The organism is Bradyrhizobium sp. HKCCYLRH2060 (assembly GCF_051168135.1).
Lineage (GTDB): Bacteria > Pseudomonadota > Alphaproteobacteria > Rhizobiales > Xanthobacteraceae > Bradyrhizobium.
The window spans coordinates 175,621-190,729 of sequence record NZ_JBNPUK010000004.1 but is presented as its reverse complement, the minus strand read 5'-3'; the positions used below and the strand labels follow the sequence as shown (position 1 = coordinate 190,729).

Annotated in this window: 11 protein-coding genes; 8 read left to right on the top strand and 3 right to left on the bottom strand. The window is 65.8% G+C overall.

Going from position 1 to position 15,109, the window contains the following annotated elements:
• Window positions 1–2 precede the first annotated feature (2 nt).
• Entirely contained in the window at window positions 3–1,613 is a 1,611-nt protein-coding gene (locus tag ACQR10_RS11660) for an ABC transporter substrate-binding protein (protein WP_316215987.1), read from the bottom strand.
• A gap of 264 nt (window positions 1,614–1,877) precedes the next feature.
• On the opposite strand from ACQR10_RS11660, the gene ACQR10_RS11655 reads away from it, so the two are divergent.
• Window positions 1,878–2,018, top strand: a complete 141-nt coding sequence (locus ACQR10_RS11655) for a hypothetical protein (RefSeq protein WP_315801084.1) — start codon at window positions 1,878–1,880, stop codon at window positions 2,016–2,018.
• Between the two features lie 98 nt (window positions 2,019–2,116).
• On the opposite strand, the gene ACQR10_RS11650 is transcribed toward ACQR10_RS11655, so the two are convergent.
• The gene (locus ACQR10_RS11650; RefSeq protein ID WP_315801085.1) at window positions 2,117–3,730 is read right to left on the bottom strand and encodes an ABC transporter substrate-binding protein; all 1,614 of its coding nucleotides are present in this window, start codon (window positions 3,728–3,730) and stop codon (window positions 2,117–2,119) included.
• A gap of 269 nt (window positions 3,731–3,999) precedes the next feature.
• On the opposite strand from ACQR10_RS11650, the gene ACQR10_RS11645 reads away from it, so the two are divergent.
• The 7 genes from ACQR10_RS11645 (at window position 4,000) to ACQR10_RS11615 (ending at window position 13,567) form a co-directional block, all read left to right on the top strand.
• Window positions 4,000–5,130 (top strand): M20/M25/M40 family metallo-hydrolase, encoded by a 1,131-nt coding sequence (locus ACQR10_RS11645; protein ID WP_316215986.1) that lies wholly within the window; start codon window positions 4,000–4,002, stop codon window positions 5,128–5,130.
• A gap of 391 nt (window positions 5,131–5,521) precedes the next feature.
• Window positions 5,522–6,463: an ABC transporter permease gene (locus ACQR10_RS11640; protein WP_315801087.1), complete on the top strand. Its 942-nt coding sequence runs from the start codon at window positions 5,522–5,524 to the stop codon at window positions 6,461–6,463.
• 12 nt (window positions 6,464–6,475) lie between these two features.
• Window positions 6,476–7,366 (top strand): ABC transporter permease, encoded by an 891-nt coding sequence (locus tag ACQR10_RS11635; RefSeq protein ID WP_316215985.1) that lies wholly within the window; start codon window positions 6,476–6,478, stop codon window positions 7,364–7,366.
• Between the two features lie 133 nt (window positions 7,367–7,499).
• A complete protein-coding gene (locus ACQR10_RS11630; RefSeq protein WP_316215984.1) occupies window positions 7,500–9,146 on the top strand; it encodes an ABC transporter ATP-binding protein in 1,647 nt (548 codons plus the stop codon).
• Window positions 9,147–9,394: 248 nt separating this feature from the next.
• Entirely contained in the window at window positions 9,395–10,894 is a 1,500-nt protein-coding gene (locus ACQR10_RS11625) for a M81 family metallopeptidase (protein WP_316215983.1), read from the top strand.
• A gap of 22 nt (window positions 10,895–10,916) precedes the next feature.
• The gene (locus ACQR10_RS11620; protein WP_316215982.1) at window positions 10,917–12,080 is read left to right on the top strand and encodes a M20 aminoacylase family protein; all 1,164 of its coding nucleotides are present in this window, start codon (window positions 10,917–10,919) and stop codon (window positions 12,078–12,080) included.
• Window positions 12,081–12,145: 65 nt separating this feature from the next.
• Complete coding sequence (locus tag ACQR10_RS11615) at window positions 12,146–13,567, top strand: amidase (protein ID WP_316215981.1); 1,422 nt, start codon at window positions 12,146–12,148, stop codon at window positions 13,565–13,567.
• Between the two features lie 72 nt (window positions 13,568–13,639).
• Here the strand turns inward: ACQR10_RS11615 and ACQR10_RS11610 are convergent, their stop codons facing one another.
• On the bottom strand, window positions 13,640–14,797 hold the full coding sequence (locus ACQR10_RS11610; protein ID WP_316216558.1) for an IS481 family transposase: 1,158 nt from the start codon (window positions 14,795–14,797) through the stop codon (window positions 13,640–13,642).
• Window positions 14,798–15,109: the final 312 nt, after the last annotated feature.

Genomic DNA, 15,109 nt, shown 5'->3' with positions numbered 1-15,109 from the left:
CGCTACTCGCTCTTCTCGACGTTCCAGAACACCGGCACGGCCTGCCCTTCCAGCACGCCGGTGATCGACTTGCGCCAGGCGCTCGGCATGAACCATTGGCCGAGCGGCACGTAGATCACCTGATCGTAGACCTCCTGCTGAATCTGGGCGGCGATCCGCTTCTGGTCCTCCGGCTTGGTGGCCTTGGCGAAGGCGTCGCGCAGCTCCTCCATCTTGGGATCGTCGGGCCAGCCGAACGGGCTCTTCTGGCCGCGCGCGCCGACGAAGGTGCTGCCGATCGGATTGCCGGAGTCGGCGATCACCGAGTTGGTGAAGAACATGTTCCAGCCGCCCTCCTTCGGCGACTTCTGGCTGGCACGCCGCGTCACCACGGTCTGCCAGTCCGTCGTCTGCAGATCGACCTTGAAGCCGGCGGCGCGCAGCAGCTGCGCAGCGACCACCGGCTGCGCCTTCAGGGTGATCGCATCGCCCGGCGCGAGGATCACGACGGGCGTGCCGTCATAGCCGGCCTCGGCCAGCAGCTTCTTGGCCTGCTCCATGCCGTTGCCCTTCACCAGCGTCTCGGAGCCGACGTCGGATTCGAGCGGCGTGCCGCAGCCGAACACGGCGCCGCAGATCGTGTAGTACTTGGCGTTGCCGACCAGCGCGTCGAGCACGTCCTTCTGGTTCAGCGCCAGGAACGCCGCACGGCGGATTTTCACGTTGTCGAACGGCGGAAACAGGAAGTTCATGCGTCCCAGGGTCTGATAGCCGAACTTGTTCAGCACGTTCATCGACAGATCGGGATTGGCTGATAGCACCGGCTCGAGGTCGAGCGGCGGAAATTCCATGAAGTCGATATCGCCGGCCTGCAGCGCGTTGACGGCCGTCTGCGCATCGGGCATCGAGACCCACTCGACGCGATCGACCTTCACCACCTTGCCGCCGGCCGTCCAGCTCGGCGGCTCCTTGCGCGGCACGTAGTCGGTGTTCTTCTCATAGACCGCCTTCACGCCCGGCTGGAATTCCGCCTTGACGAACTTGAACGGTCCGGAGCCGATCTGCTCCGAGATCTGCTGGTTCGCGGGCGTCTCGGCGAGACGCTTCGGCATCATGAACGGTACGTAGGACGACGGCTTGCCGATGGACTCCAGCACCAGGCCGTACGGCTGCTTCAGCTTCAAGGTGATGGTCTTGGCGTCGGTGGCCTCGAGCGAGGCGGTCGCCTCCATCAGCTTCTGGCCCATGCTGTCGTTGCGGCTCCAGCGCCTCAGCGAGGCGACGCAGTCCTCGGCGGTGACATCAGTGCCGTCGTGCCACTTCAGGCCGTCGCGCAGGGTGAAGGTGTAGGTCAGCTTGTCGTCGGAGACCTTCCAGTCCGCCATCTGCGGCTGGACCTGAAACTTGGCGTCCGTCCCGAGCAGGGTGTCGTACACCATGTAGCCGTGGTCGCGTGTGATGTAGGCCGGCGTGAACACGGGATCGATCACGCGCAGGTCCGAATGCATCACCGCCGTGATCGTCTTCTTGCCGGCGAAGGCCTCGGTCGTGACGCCCGCCATCGACACGGCCATGACCGAAGCGACGAACCATGAAACGAGCGCGGATGCGGTCCGGCGCGGAGTATGTGACATGCGATCTCTCTTGGCGTGAGCTTCCATCCGGGGGCCCTGACACCGATCAAGGCCTGACGAGGCGTCCTGCGTCGCGTCTGCAAACGCTTCAGCAAACAGTCTCGGCGAGGAGACTTGCAGCAGTTCCCTCGCAGGTCAATCGCCATGGGCGCATGGGTCGCCGCATCACGCGGATGCACATATCGCAATTGCGTCGATCACGTCCCGCCATCTGGAACTCGGCGGCTCCCGGTCTGTTATGCGCAGCAAGCAAGGAGCCTGATGATGCCGAATGAAGTCACCAAACCGCGGGACAGCCGACGTCCGGCCATGCCGATCCGCACCGAGAAGAACCCGTCCCAGGATCAGATCAGCCCGCCCTTGATGGTCGAGGGTCTCGAAGCGGTGCGCGATCCGCACTGCTGAAGGGCGCTCACGCACGGGCGAATGCGGGAACAAAAAAGAGACGCGGCGAAGTTTCCACTTCGCCGCGTCTTTGTTTGCATCACGAGTGCGTTCGCCGCCTACTCGCTCTTGTCGACGTTCCAGAACAGCGGCGTCGCCGGGCCGTCGAGCACGCCGCTCAGCGACTTGCGCCAGCCGCTCGGTACCAGATACTGGCCGAGCGGGATGTAGATCACCTTCTCGTAGTTCAGCTTCTGGATCTCGGTGGCAATCTTCTTCTGCTCGTCGAGCGAGGACGATCGCGCATAGGCGTCGCGCAGCTTCTCGATCTCGGCATCCTCGGCCCAGCCGAACCAGCCGCCCTTTGTGCCACGGCCGCCGACCGAGACGTTCACCACGGGATTGGCGACGTCGGCGCCGACCCAGTTGGTGAAGAACATGTTCCAGCCGCCCTCCTTCACAGGTTTCTGGCTGGCGCGCCGCGTCACCACGGTCTGCCAGTCGGTGGCCTGCAGGTCGACCTTGAAACCGGCCTCGCGCAACAGCTGCGCCGCCACCACGGGCTGCGCCTTCAGGGTGGTGACGTCGCCCGGCGCCATGATCGCGATCGGCGTGCCGTCATAGCCGGACTCGGCAAGCGCCTTCTTGGCTTCCGCCATGCCGTTGCCCTTGATCAGCGTCTCGGCGCCGACGTCGGTCTCGAGCGGCGTGCCGCACACGAACACGGCGCCGCAGATCTTCTGATACTTCTCATTGCCGACCAGCGCGTCGAGCACGTCCTTCTGGTTCAGCGCGAGGAAGGCCGCGCGGCGCACCTTCACGTTGTCGAACGGCGGGTTGAGGAAGTTCATGCGGCCGAGCGTCTGGAAGCCGAACTTGTTCAGCACGTCGATCTTGAGCTCGGAGTTCGCCTCCAGCACCGGCAGCATGTCGTAGGGAAGGTTCTCCATGAAGTCGATGTCGCCTGACTGCAGCGCGTTCACCGCGGTCTGCGCATCCGGCATCGTGATCCACTCGACGCGGTCGACCTTCACCACCTTGCCGCCGGACGTCCAGCTCGCCGGCTCCTTGCGCGGCACGTAGTCGGTGTTCTTCTCGTACACCGCCTTCACGCCCGGCTGGAATTCCGCCTTGACGAATTTGAACGGGCCCGAGCCGATCTGCTCGGGAATCTGCTGGCCCGCCGGCGTCTCGGCGAGACGCTTCGGCATCATGAACGGCACCAGCGAGGACGGCTTGGCGATCGACTCCAGGACGAGTCCATAGGGCTCCTTCAACTTGAGCACGATGGTCTTGGCATCCGCAGCCTCGAGGCTCGCCGTGAAGTCCATCAGCTTCTGGCCCATGCCGTCGTTGCGGCCCCAGCGCTTCAGCGAGGCGACGCAGTCCTCGGCGGTCACCGGCGTGCCGTCATGCCATTTCAGGCCGTCGCGCAGGGTGAAGGTGTAGGTCAGCTTGTCGTCGGAGATCTTCCAATCCGCCATCTGCGGCTGGACCTTGAAATTCGAATCGGTCGCCAGCAGCGTGTCGTAGACCATGTAGCCATGGTCACGGGTGATGTAGGCCGTCGTGAATCCGGGATCGATGACGCGCAGATCCGAATGCATCACCGCCGTGATCGTCTTCTTGCCGGCTGCGATGGCCTGGGTGCTCAGCGCCGTCGAGAGCGAAAGCATGGAAACGGCGAGGCTCGTCGCGAGCGTCAGACGTTTCCAGCGCGGGCTGTGGAACATTACGAGGTCTCCTGAGTGGATGGTTTGACCTGAAACTGATCAGATCCAGACCATTCGTTGGGCGTGCAGATCAATCCTTGTGCGAACTAACATGCTGTAAGTCGCGAGCTTTCGACAGTTGCAGAGGTCGCCTTTCGCGTCAATCCGCATTCAGCGCATGCAGCCCTGGGCTGAGAATGCCGTTAACGTCCGCATAGCTTTCGCTTTACAAGGCGTGCGCAACTCCGTCTCGTGTCATGAGATCGCGACAAAGCCTTGAGAGAGCACAAATGAATCCAGCCCATCTTCCCTTCGATACCGACATCATGCTGCAGGGCTTGCGCGGCTGGGTCGAATGCGAAAGCCCGACCTGGGACGCCGCCGCGGTGGAGCGCATGCTGGATCTTGCCGCGCGCGACATGGCGATCATGGGTGCGACGATCGAGCGCATCGCCGGACGCCAGGGTTTCGCCGGCTGCGTGCGCGCGCGATTCCCGCACCCGCGGCAGGGCGAGCCGGGCATCCTGATCGCCGGCCACATGGATACCGTTCACCCCGTCGGCACGCTGGCCAAGCTGCCGTGGCGCCGCGAGGGCAACAGATGCTACGGGCCCGGCATCTGCGACATGAAAGGCGGCAACTATCTCTCGCTGGAAGCGATCCGCCAGTTGAGCAAGGCGTCCATCGCGACGCCGCTGCCGATCACCGTCCTGTTCACGCCTGACGAGGAGGTCGGCACGCCCTCGACCCGCGACATCATCGAAGCCGAGGCGCAGCGCAACAAATACGTGCTGGTGCCCGAGCCGGGCCGTCAGGACAATGGCGTGGTGACCGGCCGCTATGCCATCGCCCGCTTCAATCTCGAGGCGATCGGACGTCCGAGCCATGCCGGCGCACGGCTCGGCGCGGGCCGTTCCGCGATCCGGGAAATGGCGCGACAGATCCTCGCCATCGACGGCATGACGACCGAGGACTGCACCTTCTCGGTCGGCATCGTGCATGGCGGCCAGTGGGTCAATTGCGTCGCCACCACCGCCACCGGCGAAGCGCTCAGCATGGCGAAACGGCAGGCCGACCTCGATCGCGGCGTGGAGCGCATGCTCGCCCTGTCCGGCACCACCGACGACGTGACCTTCAAAGTGACGCGCGGCGTGACGCGGCCGGTGTGGGAGCCGGATTCCGGAACCATGGCGCTGTACGACAAGGCGCGCGGAATCGCCGAGCAGCTCGGCCTGTCGCTGCCGCACGGCTCGGCAGGCGGCGGCTCGGATGGCAATTTCACCGGCGCGCTCGGCATTCCAACCCTCGACGGCCTAGGGGTGCGCGGCACCGACATGCACACTCTGAACGAGCACATCGAGATCGACAGCCTCGCCGAGCGCGGCCGCCTGATGGCGGGACTGCTCGCGACGCTCGACTAGATCGCGGCACGCGACGGCGCGCAGCCCGCATGAGCGTCAGCGACATGCGGGTCCCGCTCGTCGGCGCGGTCGCTGCGCTCGCCCGGGCTACGCTGCGCAGCAGCACGGTTTCATTTTCCGGGACCTGCACGGGGCGAGTGGACAATCACTCCGCAGCGCGCGCATGATGGCATGCGGCTTGCAAAGTTTCCGAGAAGGTTCGCCGCAAAAGTGCTGCGACATTGTTCGCAAATGCGATGGTTCGCGCGGATCACGAACACCGTGTCATCCTGCGCGCAGGAGCGGGCGAGCGCACATCGGAGACCTTGAAAGCGATGGACATCGGTGACATGCACACTCTCTCACGACGTTGCGCGCGTCGCCCCAGCACCATGAAGGCGGTTCTCTCAAGATGATCGGTTATCTGCTTCGCCGCATCCTCGCGTCCATCCCCGTGATGGGCGTGGTGGCGCTGTTCGTCTTTCTCCTGCTGCGGCTGACGCCGGGCGATCCCGCCGCGATTCTCGCCGGCGACAACGCGACTCCGGAGCAGCTCGAGCGCATCCGCATCACGCTCGGCTTGCACGAGCCGCTCTACATCCAGTTCTTCACCTGGATCAATCAGCTGCTGCATGGCGATCTCGGCGTCTCGCTGATCTCGAAGGTGCCGGTGCTGCAGATGATCGGCCAGCGCATCGAGCCGTCGATCTCGGTCGCGATCTCGACCATCATCCTGTCGATCCTCGTCGCCGTCCCGCTCGGCGTCATCGCGGCCTGGAAGCACGGCACCTGGATCGATCGTTTCGTGATGGCGCTCTCGGTGATCGGCTTCTCGGTGCCGGTGTTCGTCATCGGCTACATCCTGATTCAGGTGTTCGCGATCAACCTGCGCTGGGTCCCCGTTCAGGGCTTCAAGAGTCTCAGCGCCGGCTTCGGCCCGTTCTTCGAGCGCATCATCCTGCCGACCTGCGCCTTGTCCTTCATCTACGTCGCACTGATCGCGCGCATGACGCGCGCCGCGATGCTCGATGTGCTCGGCGAGGACTTCGTGCGCACCGCCCGCGCCAAGGGCGTCAGCGAGATCGCGGTGCTGCTGCGGCACGCGCTGCGCAATGCGGCGGTGCCCGTCATCACCGTGATCGGCTCCGGCTTCGCGCTGCTGATCTCCGGCGTCGTGGTCACCGAGAGCGTGTTCAACCTGCCGGGCATCGGCCGCCTCACCGTCGACGCCGTGCTGGCGCGCGACTATCCGGTCATCCAGGGCATGATCCTTCTGACCTCCTTCATCTATCTCGCGGTCAATCTGCTGATCGACCTCGCCTACACCCTGCTCGATCCCCGCATCCGCTACTGAGGCCCTGTTCCGATGGCAATCGTCACCACTCCTGAGCCGTCGATCCCGGTCACCACGCGACTCGGGCCCCGGTTCGGCTTTCTGACCTCGACCCCGATCATCGCCGTGGCCACGGTGTGCCTGTCGCTGATCGTGATCATCTCGATCCTGGCCCCGCTGCTGGCGCCGCATGATCCCATCCTGCTGGCGCCGGCGCAGCGGCTCAAGCCGGCGAGCGCGCAATATCTGCTCGGCACCGACGCCTATGGCCGCGACCTGCTGTCGCGCACGATCTATGGCGGCCGCATCTCTCTTCTGGTCGGCGTCGGCGCGGCGATCATCTCGATCGCGATCGGCCTGGTGATCGGCCTCGTCTCCGGCTTCTTCCGCTGGGTTGACGCCATCATGATGCGGGTGATGGACGGCCTGATGGCGATCCCGAGCATCCTGCTCGCCATCGCCGTCGTGTCGCTGTCCGGCGCCAGCGTCGGCACCGTGATGATCGCGATCACCATCGTTGAGATCCCGCGCGTCGCCCGCCTGGTCCGCTCCGTCGTGCTGACCGCGCGCGAGGAGCCCTATGTCGAGGCCGCGATCTCATTGGGCACGTCGATGCCCAAGATCATGTGGCGGCACCTGATGCCGAACACGATCGCGCCGCTGATCGTCCAGGGCACCTATATCTGCGCCGCCGCGATCCTCACCGAGGCGATCCTGTCGTTCCTCGGCGCCGGCATCAGCCCGGAGACGCCGACCTGGGGCAACATCATGGCCGAGGGCCGCTCCTACTTCCAGATCAAGCCGTCGCTGATCTTCTGGCCGGGCCTGCTGCTGTCGATCGCCATCCTCTCGATCAACCTGATCGGCGACGCCGCCCGCGACGCGCTCGACCCGCGCATGAAGCAGCGCGAGGCCGGCAAGTGACGGCACCGCTTAGCCCAGATGATCATCTCACTTTTCGTCATTGCGAGCGAAGCGAAGCAATCCAGGGCCACGCCCGCGACTCTGGATTGCTTCGTCGCTTCGCTCCTCGCAATGACGGCGGAGACCTGACCTAATGACCGACACCATCCTCGACATCGACAATCTCGTCGTCACCGTCGGCAAGACGAAGAACCCGAACGGCCCGCGCATCATCGACGGCGTCTCGATCAAGGTCGAGAAAGGCGAGACGCTCTGCGTCGTCGGCGAGAGCGGCTCCGGCAAATCGGTGACGTCGCTGACCACGATGGGCCTGCTGCCGAAGAACGCGCTGCATGCGGTGGGCGGCAGCGTCAAGCTGGTCGGCGAAGAGCTGCTCACCGCGACCGATCGCCGGCTGCGTGAGCTGCGTGCCACCCGGATGGCGATGATCTTCCAGGAGCCGATGACCGCGCTCAATCCGGTCGTGCCGGTCGGCCGCCAGATCGACGAGGTGCTGCGCGCGCATACGTCGCTCGATGCACGGGCGCGGCGCAAGCGCATCCTCGACATGATGGCGCAGGTCCACCTGCCCGACGTCGAGCGAATCTTCGGCTCCTATCCCCATCGCCTGTCCGGCGGCCAGCGCCAGCGCATCATGATCGCGATGGCGCTGGTGCTCGAGCCGAAGCTGCTGATCGCCGACGAGCCGACCACCGCGCTCGACGTCACCACGCAGAAGCAGATCCTGTCGCTGATCCGCGAGCTGCAGCGCGATCACGGCACGGCGGTGCTGTTCATCACCCACGACATGGGCGTGGTCGCCGAGATCGCCGACCGCGTCGCGGTGATGCGCCAGGGGCGCCTGGTCGAGACCGGCGCGCTCGACAAGATCCTGCGCGCGCCCGAGATGGACTACACGCGCAACCTGCTGGCCTCCGTGCCCAGCCTGATCCCGCGCCCGCCCCGCCCTGAGAGCACCGAGCCGGTGGTGCTGGAGACCAACGAGCTCGGCAAGGTTTATCGCGAGCGCTCGTTCCTCGGCAAAGCGCGCGAGGTCGTCGCCGCGCAGAACGTCACCCTCACCCTGCGCAAGGGCCGCACGCTCGGCATCGTCGGCGAGAGCGGCTCCGGCAAGTCGACGGTGGCCCGCTGCATCGTCCGGCTGATCGATCCGACCTCCGGCGGCGTCCGCCTTGCCGGCCACGAGATCTCGATCCTGACCCGGCGGCTGCTGCAGCCGCACCGCAAGCGCATCCAGATCGTGTTCCAGGATCCCTACCGCTCACTCAACCCGCGCCTCACCGTCGGCGAGAGCATCGCCGAGGGGCCCGTCAACTACGGCACGTCGCACGACAAGGCGATGGCGCGGGCGCGCGAGCTGCTCGAGCTGGTCGGCCTGCCCGCGGACGCGATCTCGCGCTATCCGCACCAGTTCTCCGGCGGCCAGCGCCAGCGCATCGCGATCGCCCGCGCACTCGCGCTCGATCCGGACGTGCTGGTGGCGGACGAAGCCGTCTCTGCACTGGACGTGTCGGTGCAGGCGCAGGTGCTGGAGCTGCTCGACGAGATCCAGCGCCGGCTCGGGATCGCGATCCTGTTCATCACGCATGATCTGCGCGTTGCCGCGCAGATCTGCGACGACGTCGTCGTGATGCAGAAGGGCCGCATCGTCGAACAGGGCCCGGCCGGCGAGATCCTGACGCATCCGAAGGAGGCCTATACCAGATCCCTGCTCGAAGCGGCCCCCGGACGGAACTGGGACTTTGCCAACTTCCGGCCGGTGGCGGAAGCGGTTGCGTAGCAGCGCTGCCGTAGCCCGCATGAGCGAAAGCCGGCGTGCGGAACGCGCGGCGGCGCCAGCGACATGCGGGATCTCACGAACTGCGGCGATGAACCCGGATGTCGCTCCCGCCTTCGCCCTTCGGGCGCAGGCGTCCGCTCATCCGGGCTACGCGTTAGCGGCATGCAAAACGGCATCGCTCCATCGCTTGCGTGGGCCGCGAACCCGGGTCTAACGTCATCATACGTTCAACGGCCTGAGGCGAAGTAATGACGCGCGTCGCGATCGGCGGCTTCCTGCACGAGACCAATACATTCGCTCCGACGAAAGCGGACTACGACGCGTTCATGCATGGCGGCGGCCGCGGCTCGATCGTTGATGCGACCTCCGTGCTCACGACGATGCGCGGCATCAATGCCGGCCAGGCCGGCTTCATCGCGGTCGCGGAAGCGAACGGCTGGGAGATCGTTCCCACCATCGCCTGTGCGGCGAGCCCCTCCGCACATGTCACCCGGGATGCGTTCGAGCGCATCACGACCACGATGGTCGATCGCATCAGGGCTGCCGGGCCGCTCGACGGCGTCTATCTCGATCTGCACGGCGCGATGGTGACCGAGCATCTCGACGACGGCGAAGGCGAGATCCTCGCCCGCGTCCGCAAGGTGATCGGCCCGCACGTTCCGCTGGTCGCGAGCCTCGACCTGCACGCCAACGTCACGCCCGAGATGATGGCGCATGCGGATGCGCTGATCGCCTATCGCAAATATCCGCACACCGACATGGCCGATACCGGACGCGCGTCGGCGGAGCATCTCGCGCTGCTGCTGCGGACGAAAGAGCCGCTTGCCAAGGCGTTCCGGCAGTTGCCGTTCCTGATCCCGATCAGCTGGCAGTGCACCAACGACCAGCCGACCAAGGGCATCTACGAGAAGCTCGCGGCGCTGCAGAGCGAGGCGGTGCCGACGCTGTCCTTCGCGCCCGGCTTTCCCGCCGCCGATTTCGCCCATTGCGGCCCGAGCGTGTTCGCCTATGGCCGTACGCAGGCCGACGCGGATGCCGCGGCGGATGCGATCGCGGCGATCGTCGCGGGCCACGAGAATGATTTCGACGGCCGCATCTATGCGCCCGACGACGGCGTGCGCCATGCCATGACGCTGGCGAAGACGGCGACACGCCCGATCGTGATCGCCGACACCCAGGACAATCCCGGCGCCGGCGGCGACTCCGACACCACCGGCATGCTGCGCGCGCTGGTGCGCAACCGCGCCAGCCGTGCCGCGATCGGCATGATCTACGATCCGCAGGCGGCGCTGGCCGCCCATGCCGCCGGCGAGGGCGCCACCGTGACGCTGTCGCTCGGCGGCAAGAGCGGCATTCCCGGCGATGCGCCGTTCGAGGAGAGCTTCATCGTCGAGAAGATCTCCGACGGCCGCTTCGTCGCGCCCGGCCCGTTCTATGGCGGCCGCAAGATGGAGATGGGACCGTCCGCGGCACTGCGCATCGGCGACGTCAGGGTCGTGGTGGCCTCGCACAAGTCCCAGCTCGCCGACCAGGAAATGTATCGCTTCGTCGGCATCGAGCCGACCGAACAGGCCATTCTCGTCAACAAGAGCTCGGTGCATTTCCGCGCCGATTTCGAACCGATAGCCGAACATCTCCTGATCTGCGCCGCGCCCGGCGCGATGCCCGCCGATCCCTCCACCCTGCCCTGGACCAGTTTGCGTCCGGGCATCCGCCTCAAGCCGAACGGCCCGGCGTTCAAAGCATAAACCTCTCAACGGAAACGCACCCATGCCGACCATCGATCGCATCCAAGGTTACGCCGACGAGCTCACCGCCATCCGCCGCGACCTGCACGCCCATCCCGAGATCGGCTTCGAGGAGACGCGCACCTCCGGGATCGTCGCCGAGAAGCTCGCGCAATGGGGCATCGAGGTGCATCGCGGCCTCGGCGGCACCGGGGTGATCGGCGTCCTCAAGGGCAAGAACGACAGCGGCAGGAAGATCGGCCTGCGCGCCGACATGGACGCGCTGCCGATGGAGGAGAACACCAACCTGCCGTGGCGCTCGACCATCCCCGGCCGCTTCCACGGCTGCGGCCATGACGGCCACACCACGATGCTGCTCGGCACGGCGCGCTATCTCGCCGAGACCCGCAACTTCGACGGCACCGTGCACTTCATCTTCCAGCCGGCGGAGGAAGGACTCGGCGGCGCACGCGCGATGATCAAGGACGGCCTGTTCCAGAAGTTTCCCTGCGACGAACTCTACGGCCTGCACAATGCGCCGGACCTGGAGCACGGCGAGATCGCGATCCTGCCCGGTCCGGCCATGGCCGGCGCCGACTTCTTCGACATCCGGATTTCCGGCTACGGCGCTCACGGCGCCATGCCCGAGCGTTCCAAGGACGCGGTGGTGATCGCCACCAGCGTGGCCCAGGCGATCCAGACCATCGTCAGCCGCAACGTCGAGCCGCTGCAGGCCGCGGTGGTCTCGATCACGCAGATCCACGCCGGCTCGGCCTACAACGTCATTCCCGGCGATGCCTGGCTGTGCGGCACCGTGCGTGCGTTCTCCGACCCCGTGCGCGCGCTGGTGCGCGAGCGCATGCGCGCGATCTGCGCCGGCATGGCGGCGGCGTTCAACTGCGAGATCGATGTCGACATCCGCGACACGTTCAGCGTCTTGGTGAACCAGGAGGAGCAGTCCAAGGTGGTCGAGCAGGTCGCGCGCACCGTGGTCGAGCCGTCCAAGGTGCTGACCCGCTCGACGCCGAAGATGGGCAGCGAGGATTTCGCCGACATGCTGCAGACCATCCCTGGCGCCTATTTCTGGGTCGGCCATGACGGCTCGGTGCCGGTGCACAATCCCGGCTACGTGCTCGACGACAAGATCCTGCCGATCGGCGCCAGCATGTTCGCGCGCATCATCGAAACGCGCCTGCCGGCAGCCTAGCGCGCCTGACATACGTCAATGAGCGAGCGGCAGATCGAGATGAACTTCGGCGTGGGAGCACCAGCATGCACAAGCCCGTCTCGGACGACGTCACCTCGCTTCACGATCTCTCCGCAGTCGACCTGATCGCCGGCTATCGCGCACGCCAGTTCTCGCCGTCCGAGGTGATGGACGAGGTCCTGGCGCAGGTCGCGGCGTGGGAGCCTGATATCAAGGCGTTGTACCTGCTCGACACCGACGCCGCGCGAGCGGCGGCGAAAGTCTCGACCGAGCGCTGGGCCAAGGACGAGCCGGCCGGCGTGCTCGACGGCGTGCCGGCGACGGTGAAGGACAATCTCGCGACCAAGGGCCAGCCGATGCCGCTCGGCGCCGCCAGCGTCACGCGCACGCCGCTCGCCGCCGATGCGCCGCCGGTGGCCCGCATGCGCGAGGCCGGCGCGATCATCTTCGCCAAGACCACGATGCCCGACTACGGCATGCTGTCGTCGGGCCTGTCGAGCTTCCATCCGCTGACGCGCAATCCGTGGGACCTGCGCATGAACCCCGGCGGCTCCAGCGCCGGCGCCGGTGCTGCCGCTGCGGCGGGCTACGGTCCGCTGCATGTCGGCACCGACATCGGCGGCTCGATCCGGCTGCCGGCATCGTGGTGCGGCCTCGTCGGCCTCAAGCCGAGCTTCGGCCGCGTGCCGATCGATCCGCCCTATGTCGGCCGCGTTGCCGGCCCGATGACACGCATCGTCGACGATGCCGCGCTGATGATGAGCGTGCTGTCCAAGCCGGACAGGCGCGACGGCACCAGCCTGCCGCCCTCGGACCTGCACTGGAAGATCGCGGAGAAGCCGGTGCGCAAGCTGCGCATCGGCCTGATGCACGATCTCGGCGGCGTCGGCCAGCCGCTCGAGGAGCCGGTGCGCGCGACGACCCTGGCGGCCGCCAGAGCGTTCGAGGACGCCGGCGCCGTAATCAGCGAGGTCAAGGGCTTCCTGACGCGCGAGATGCTCGACGGTCTTGACAATTTCTGGCGCGCGCGGCTGTGGGACGATCTGTCACGGCTGGCGCCCGAGGTGCGCGCCAAGACCCTGCCCTACATCCTGCAATGGGCCGAGCGCGGCGCCGCGCTCTCCGGCGTCGAAGTCGTCAGAGGCTTCAACGTCACGATGGCGCTACGCGCCGCCGCAGCAAGACTGTTCTGCGACTACGACTACATCATCTCGCCGGTCTCGCCCGGCGTGAAATTCCCCGCCGAGTTCGCCTCGCCGGTCAACGACCCGCTGGCGCCGTTCGAGCACATCACCTACACCGTACCGTGGAACATGTCGGAGAACCCGGCGATCTCCGTCAATGCCGGCTACGACTCCGACGGCTTCCCGATCGGCCTGCAGATCGTCGGCCGCCGCTTCGACGATGTCGGCGTGCTCGGGATGGCCAAGACGTTCGAGGGATTACGCGGCGAGCAGCGGCCATGGCCAAAGGCTCCGGCTTCATAACCATCCGCCCATTAGACGACGAGCTATCCCCACGCGTCATTGCGAGCGCAGTGTTTAGCCCGGAGACATAGCTTACACCTGTTCGGGGACATGGTTGACACTTTTGGGGTCACGCAAATCGATCGCTGCGATCTGATGAGCGGCAAAGAAAACTCCGAATTTTCCGTCTTGTCTGAGTGGACGAATAGCGAGTCGCTCACCGCGAAAGGCTTGAGGGACTTTCCAGAGCCGTCCCTCGAAACTGACATAGGCCTTCGTGCTCGACACGGAACGGACGATCTCCCCCTCGTCGTAGTCCACCGTCGGAAGGCGATCCGGCATGGTGCGTTGGCTGGGCCGATAGCGGCTTGCCGGCACATTGAAGTCGAGAGCCTCATGGGGGCGGTCGAGATTGTAGACGGCTCGCCATTCGTCGAGTGCCCGCTGGACATCGGGAAGGTCCCTGTAACGCTTGAAGGCAAAGACCTCGGCCTTCAGGCTGCGGTGGAAGCGTTCGTTCTTGCCGCGGCTCTGGGGATGATAGGGCCGGCTATGGATCGTTCGAACGCCGAGCTTCAGCAGCCAGACCGTCAACGCGGTCCAGGGGTCTTCGAGAGTAAAGCCCCAGGGGCCACCGTTGTCGACGAACATCGCATCCGGCAGTCCATAGCGGCGGAACGTCGTCTCCAAATGTCCTTTGACCGTAGAGCCGCGCTCATTGTCGCAGGCCGCCAGGCACAAGGAAAAGCGCGAGTGATCGTCCAGCGCGGTGAGCGGATGACAAGACACACCGTTCTCCAGCGCACTGTGTCCCTTGAAGTCCATCTGCCACAGCTGATTGGGCGCATCCTTCTCGAACCGCGTGTAGGGCTGCCCGGGCGTGCCGCCAGGCTCCGTCACCCGATCGTAGCGGCGCAGGATGTTATGCACGGTGGAGATCGCCGGGACAGCTTGCCCATCGCGATCGAGACGATGCGCGAGCTTGCGCGCGCCCCAGGCCGGGTGAGCATCGCGCAACGCGACAATCTGCTGCTCAGTCGCAGCTGCGGTGCGCTCCGGACTTCGATGCGGCCGCCGCGACCGGTCCGCCAGCGTCGTATCGCCGGCGTCAGACCGCTCGATCCATTTGTAGCCGGTCTGGGGGCTGATGCCGAACCGCCGACACAGCTGCCGCCGGTTGGCTCCCTCCTGCTTGGCAAGCATCACAAACTCTCGTCGCTGGTCCATGACAGACACCTCTCGCCACGGCATCGCTCGCCCCTTTGCTTGACGAATCGAGCCAATTTTGAGGTGTCAACCATGTCTCCGAACACCTGTCAGCCATGTCCCCGGGCTGAACAGCAGCGAAGCAATCCAGGAACTTTCCGCAGCGGGACTCTGGATTGCTTCGCTGCGCTCGCAATGACGGGGAGAGAGCGCGGATTATCACTGCGACGTCGCCCATTGAAACAAGATGACGCTGCGTTATCAGCGAGTCTTGGGTGCAGGGATGGGCAAGTTGCCTTACGCCTTTCCATGCTGCGGAATGATTTATCGGGTCTTTGCCGCCGCGCAACGCTGAAC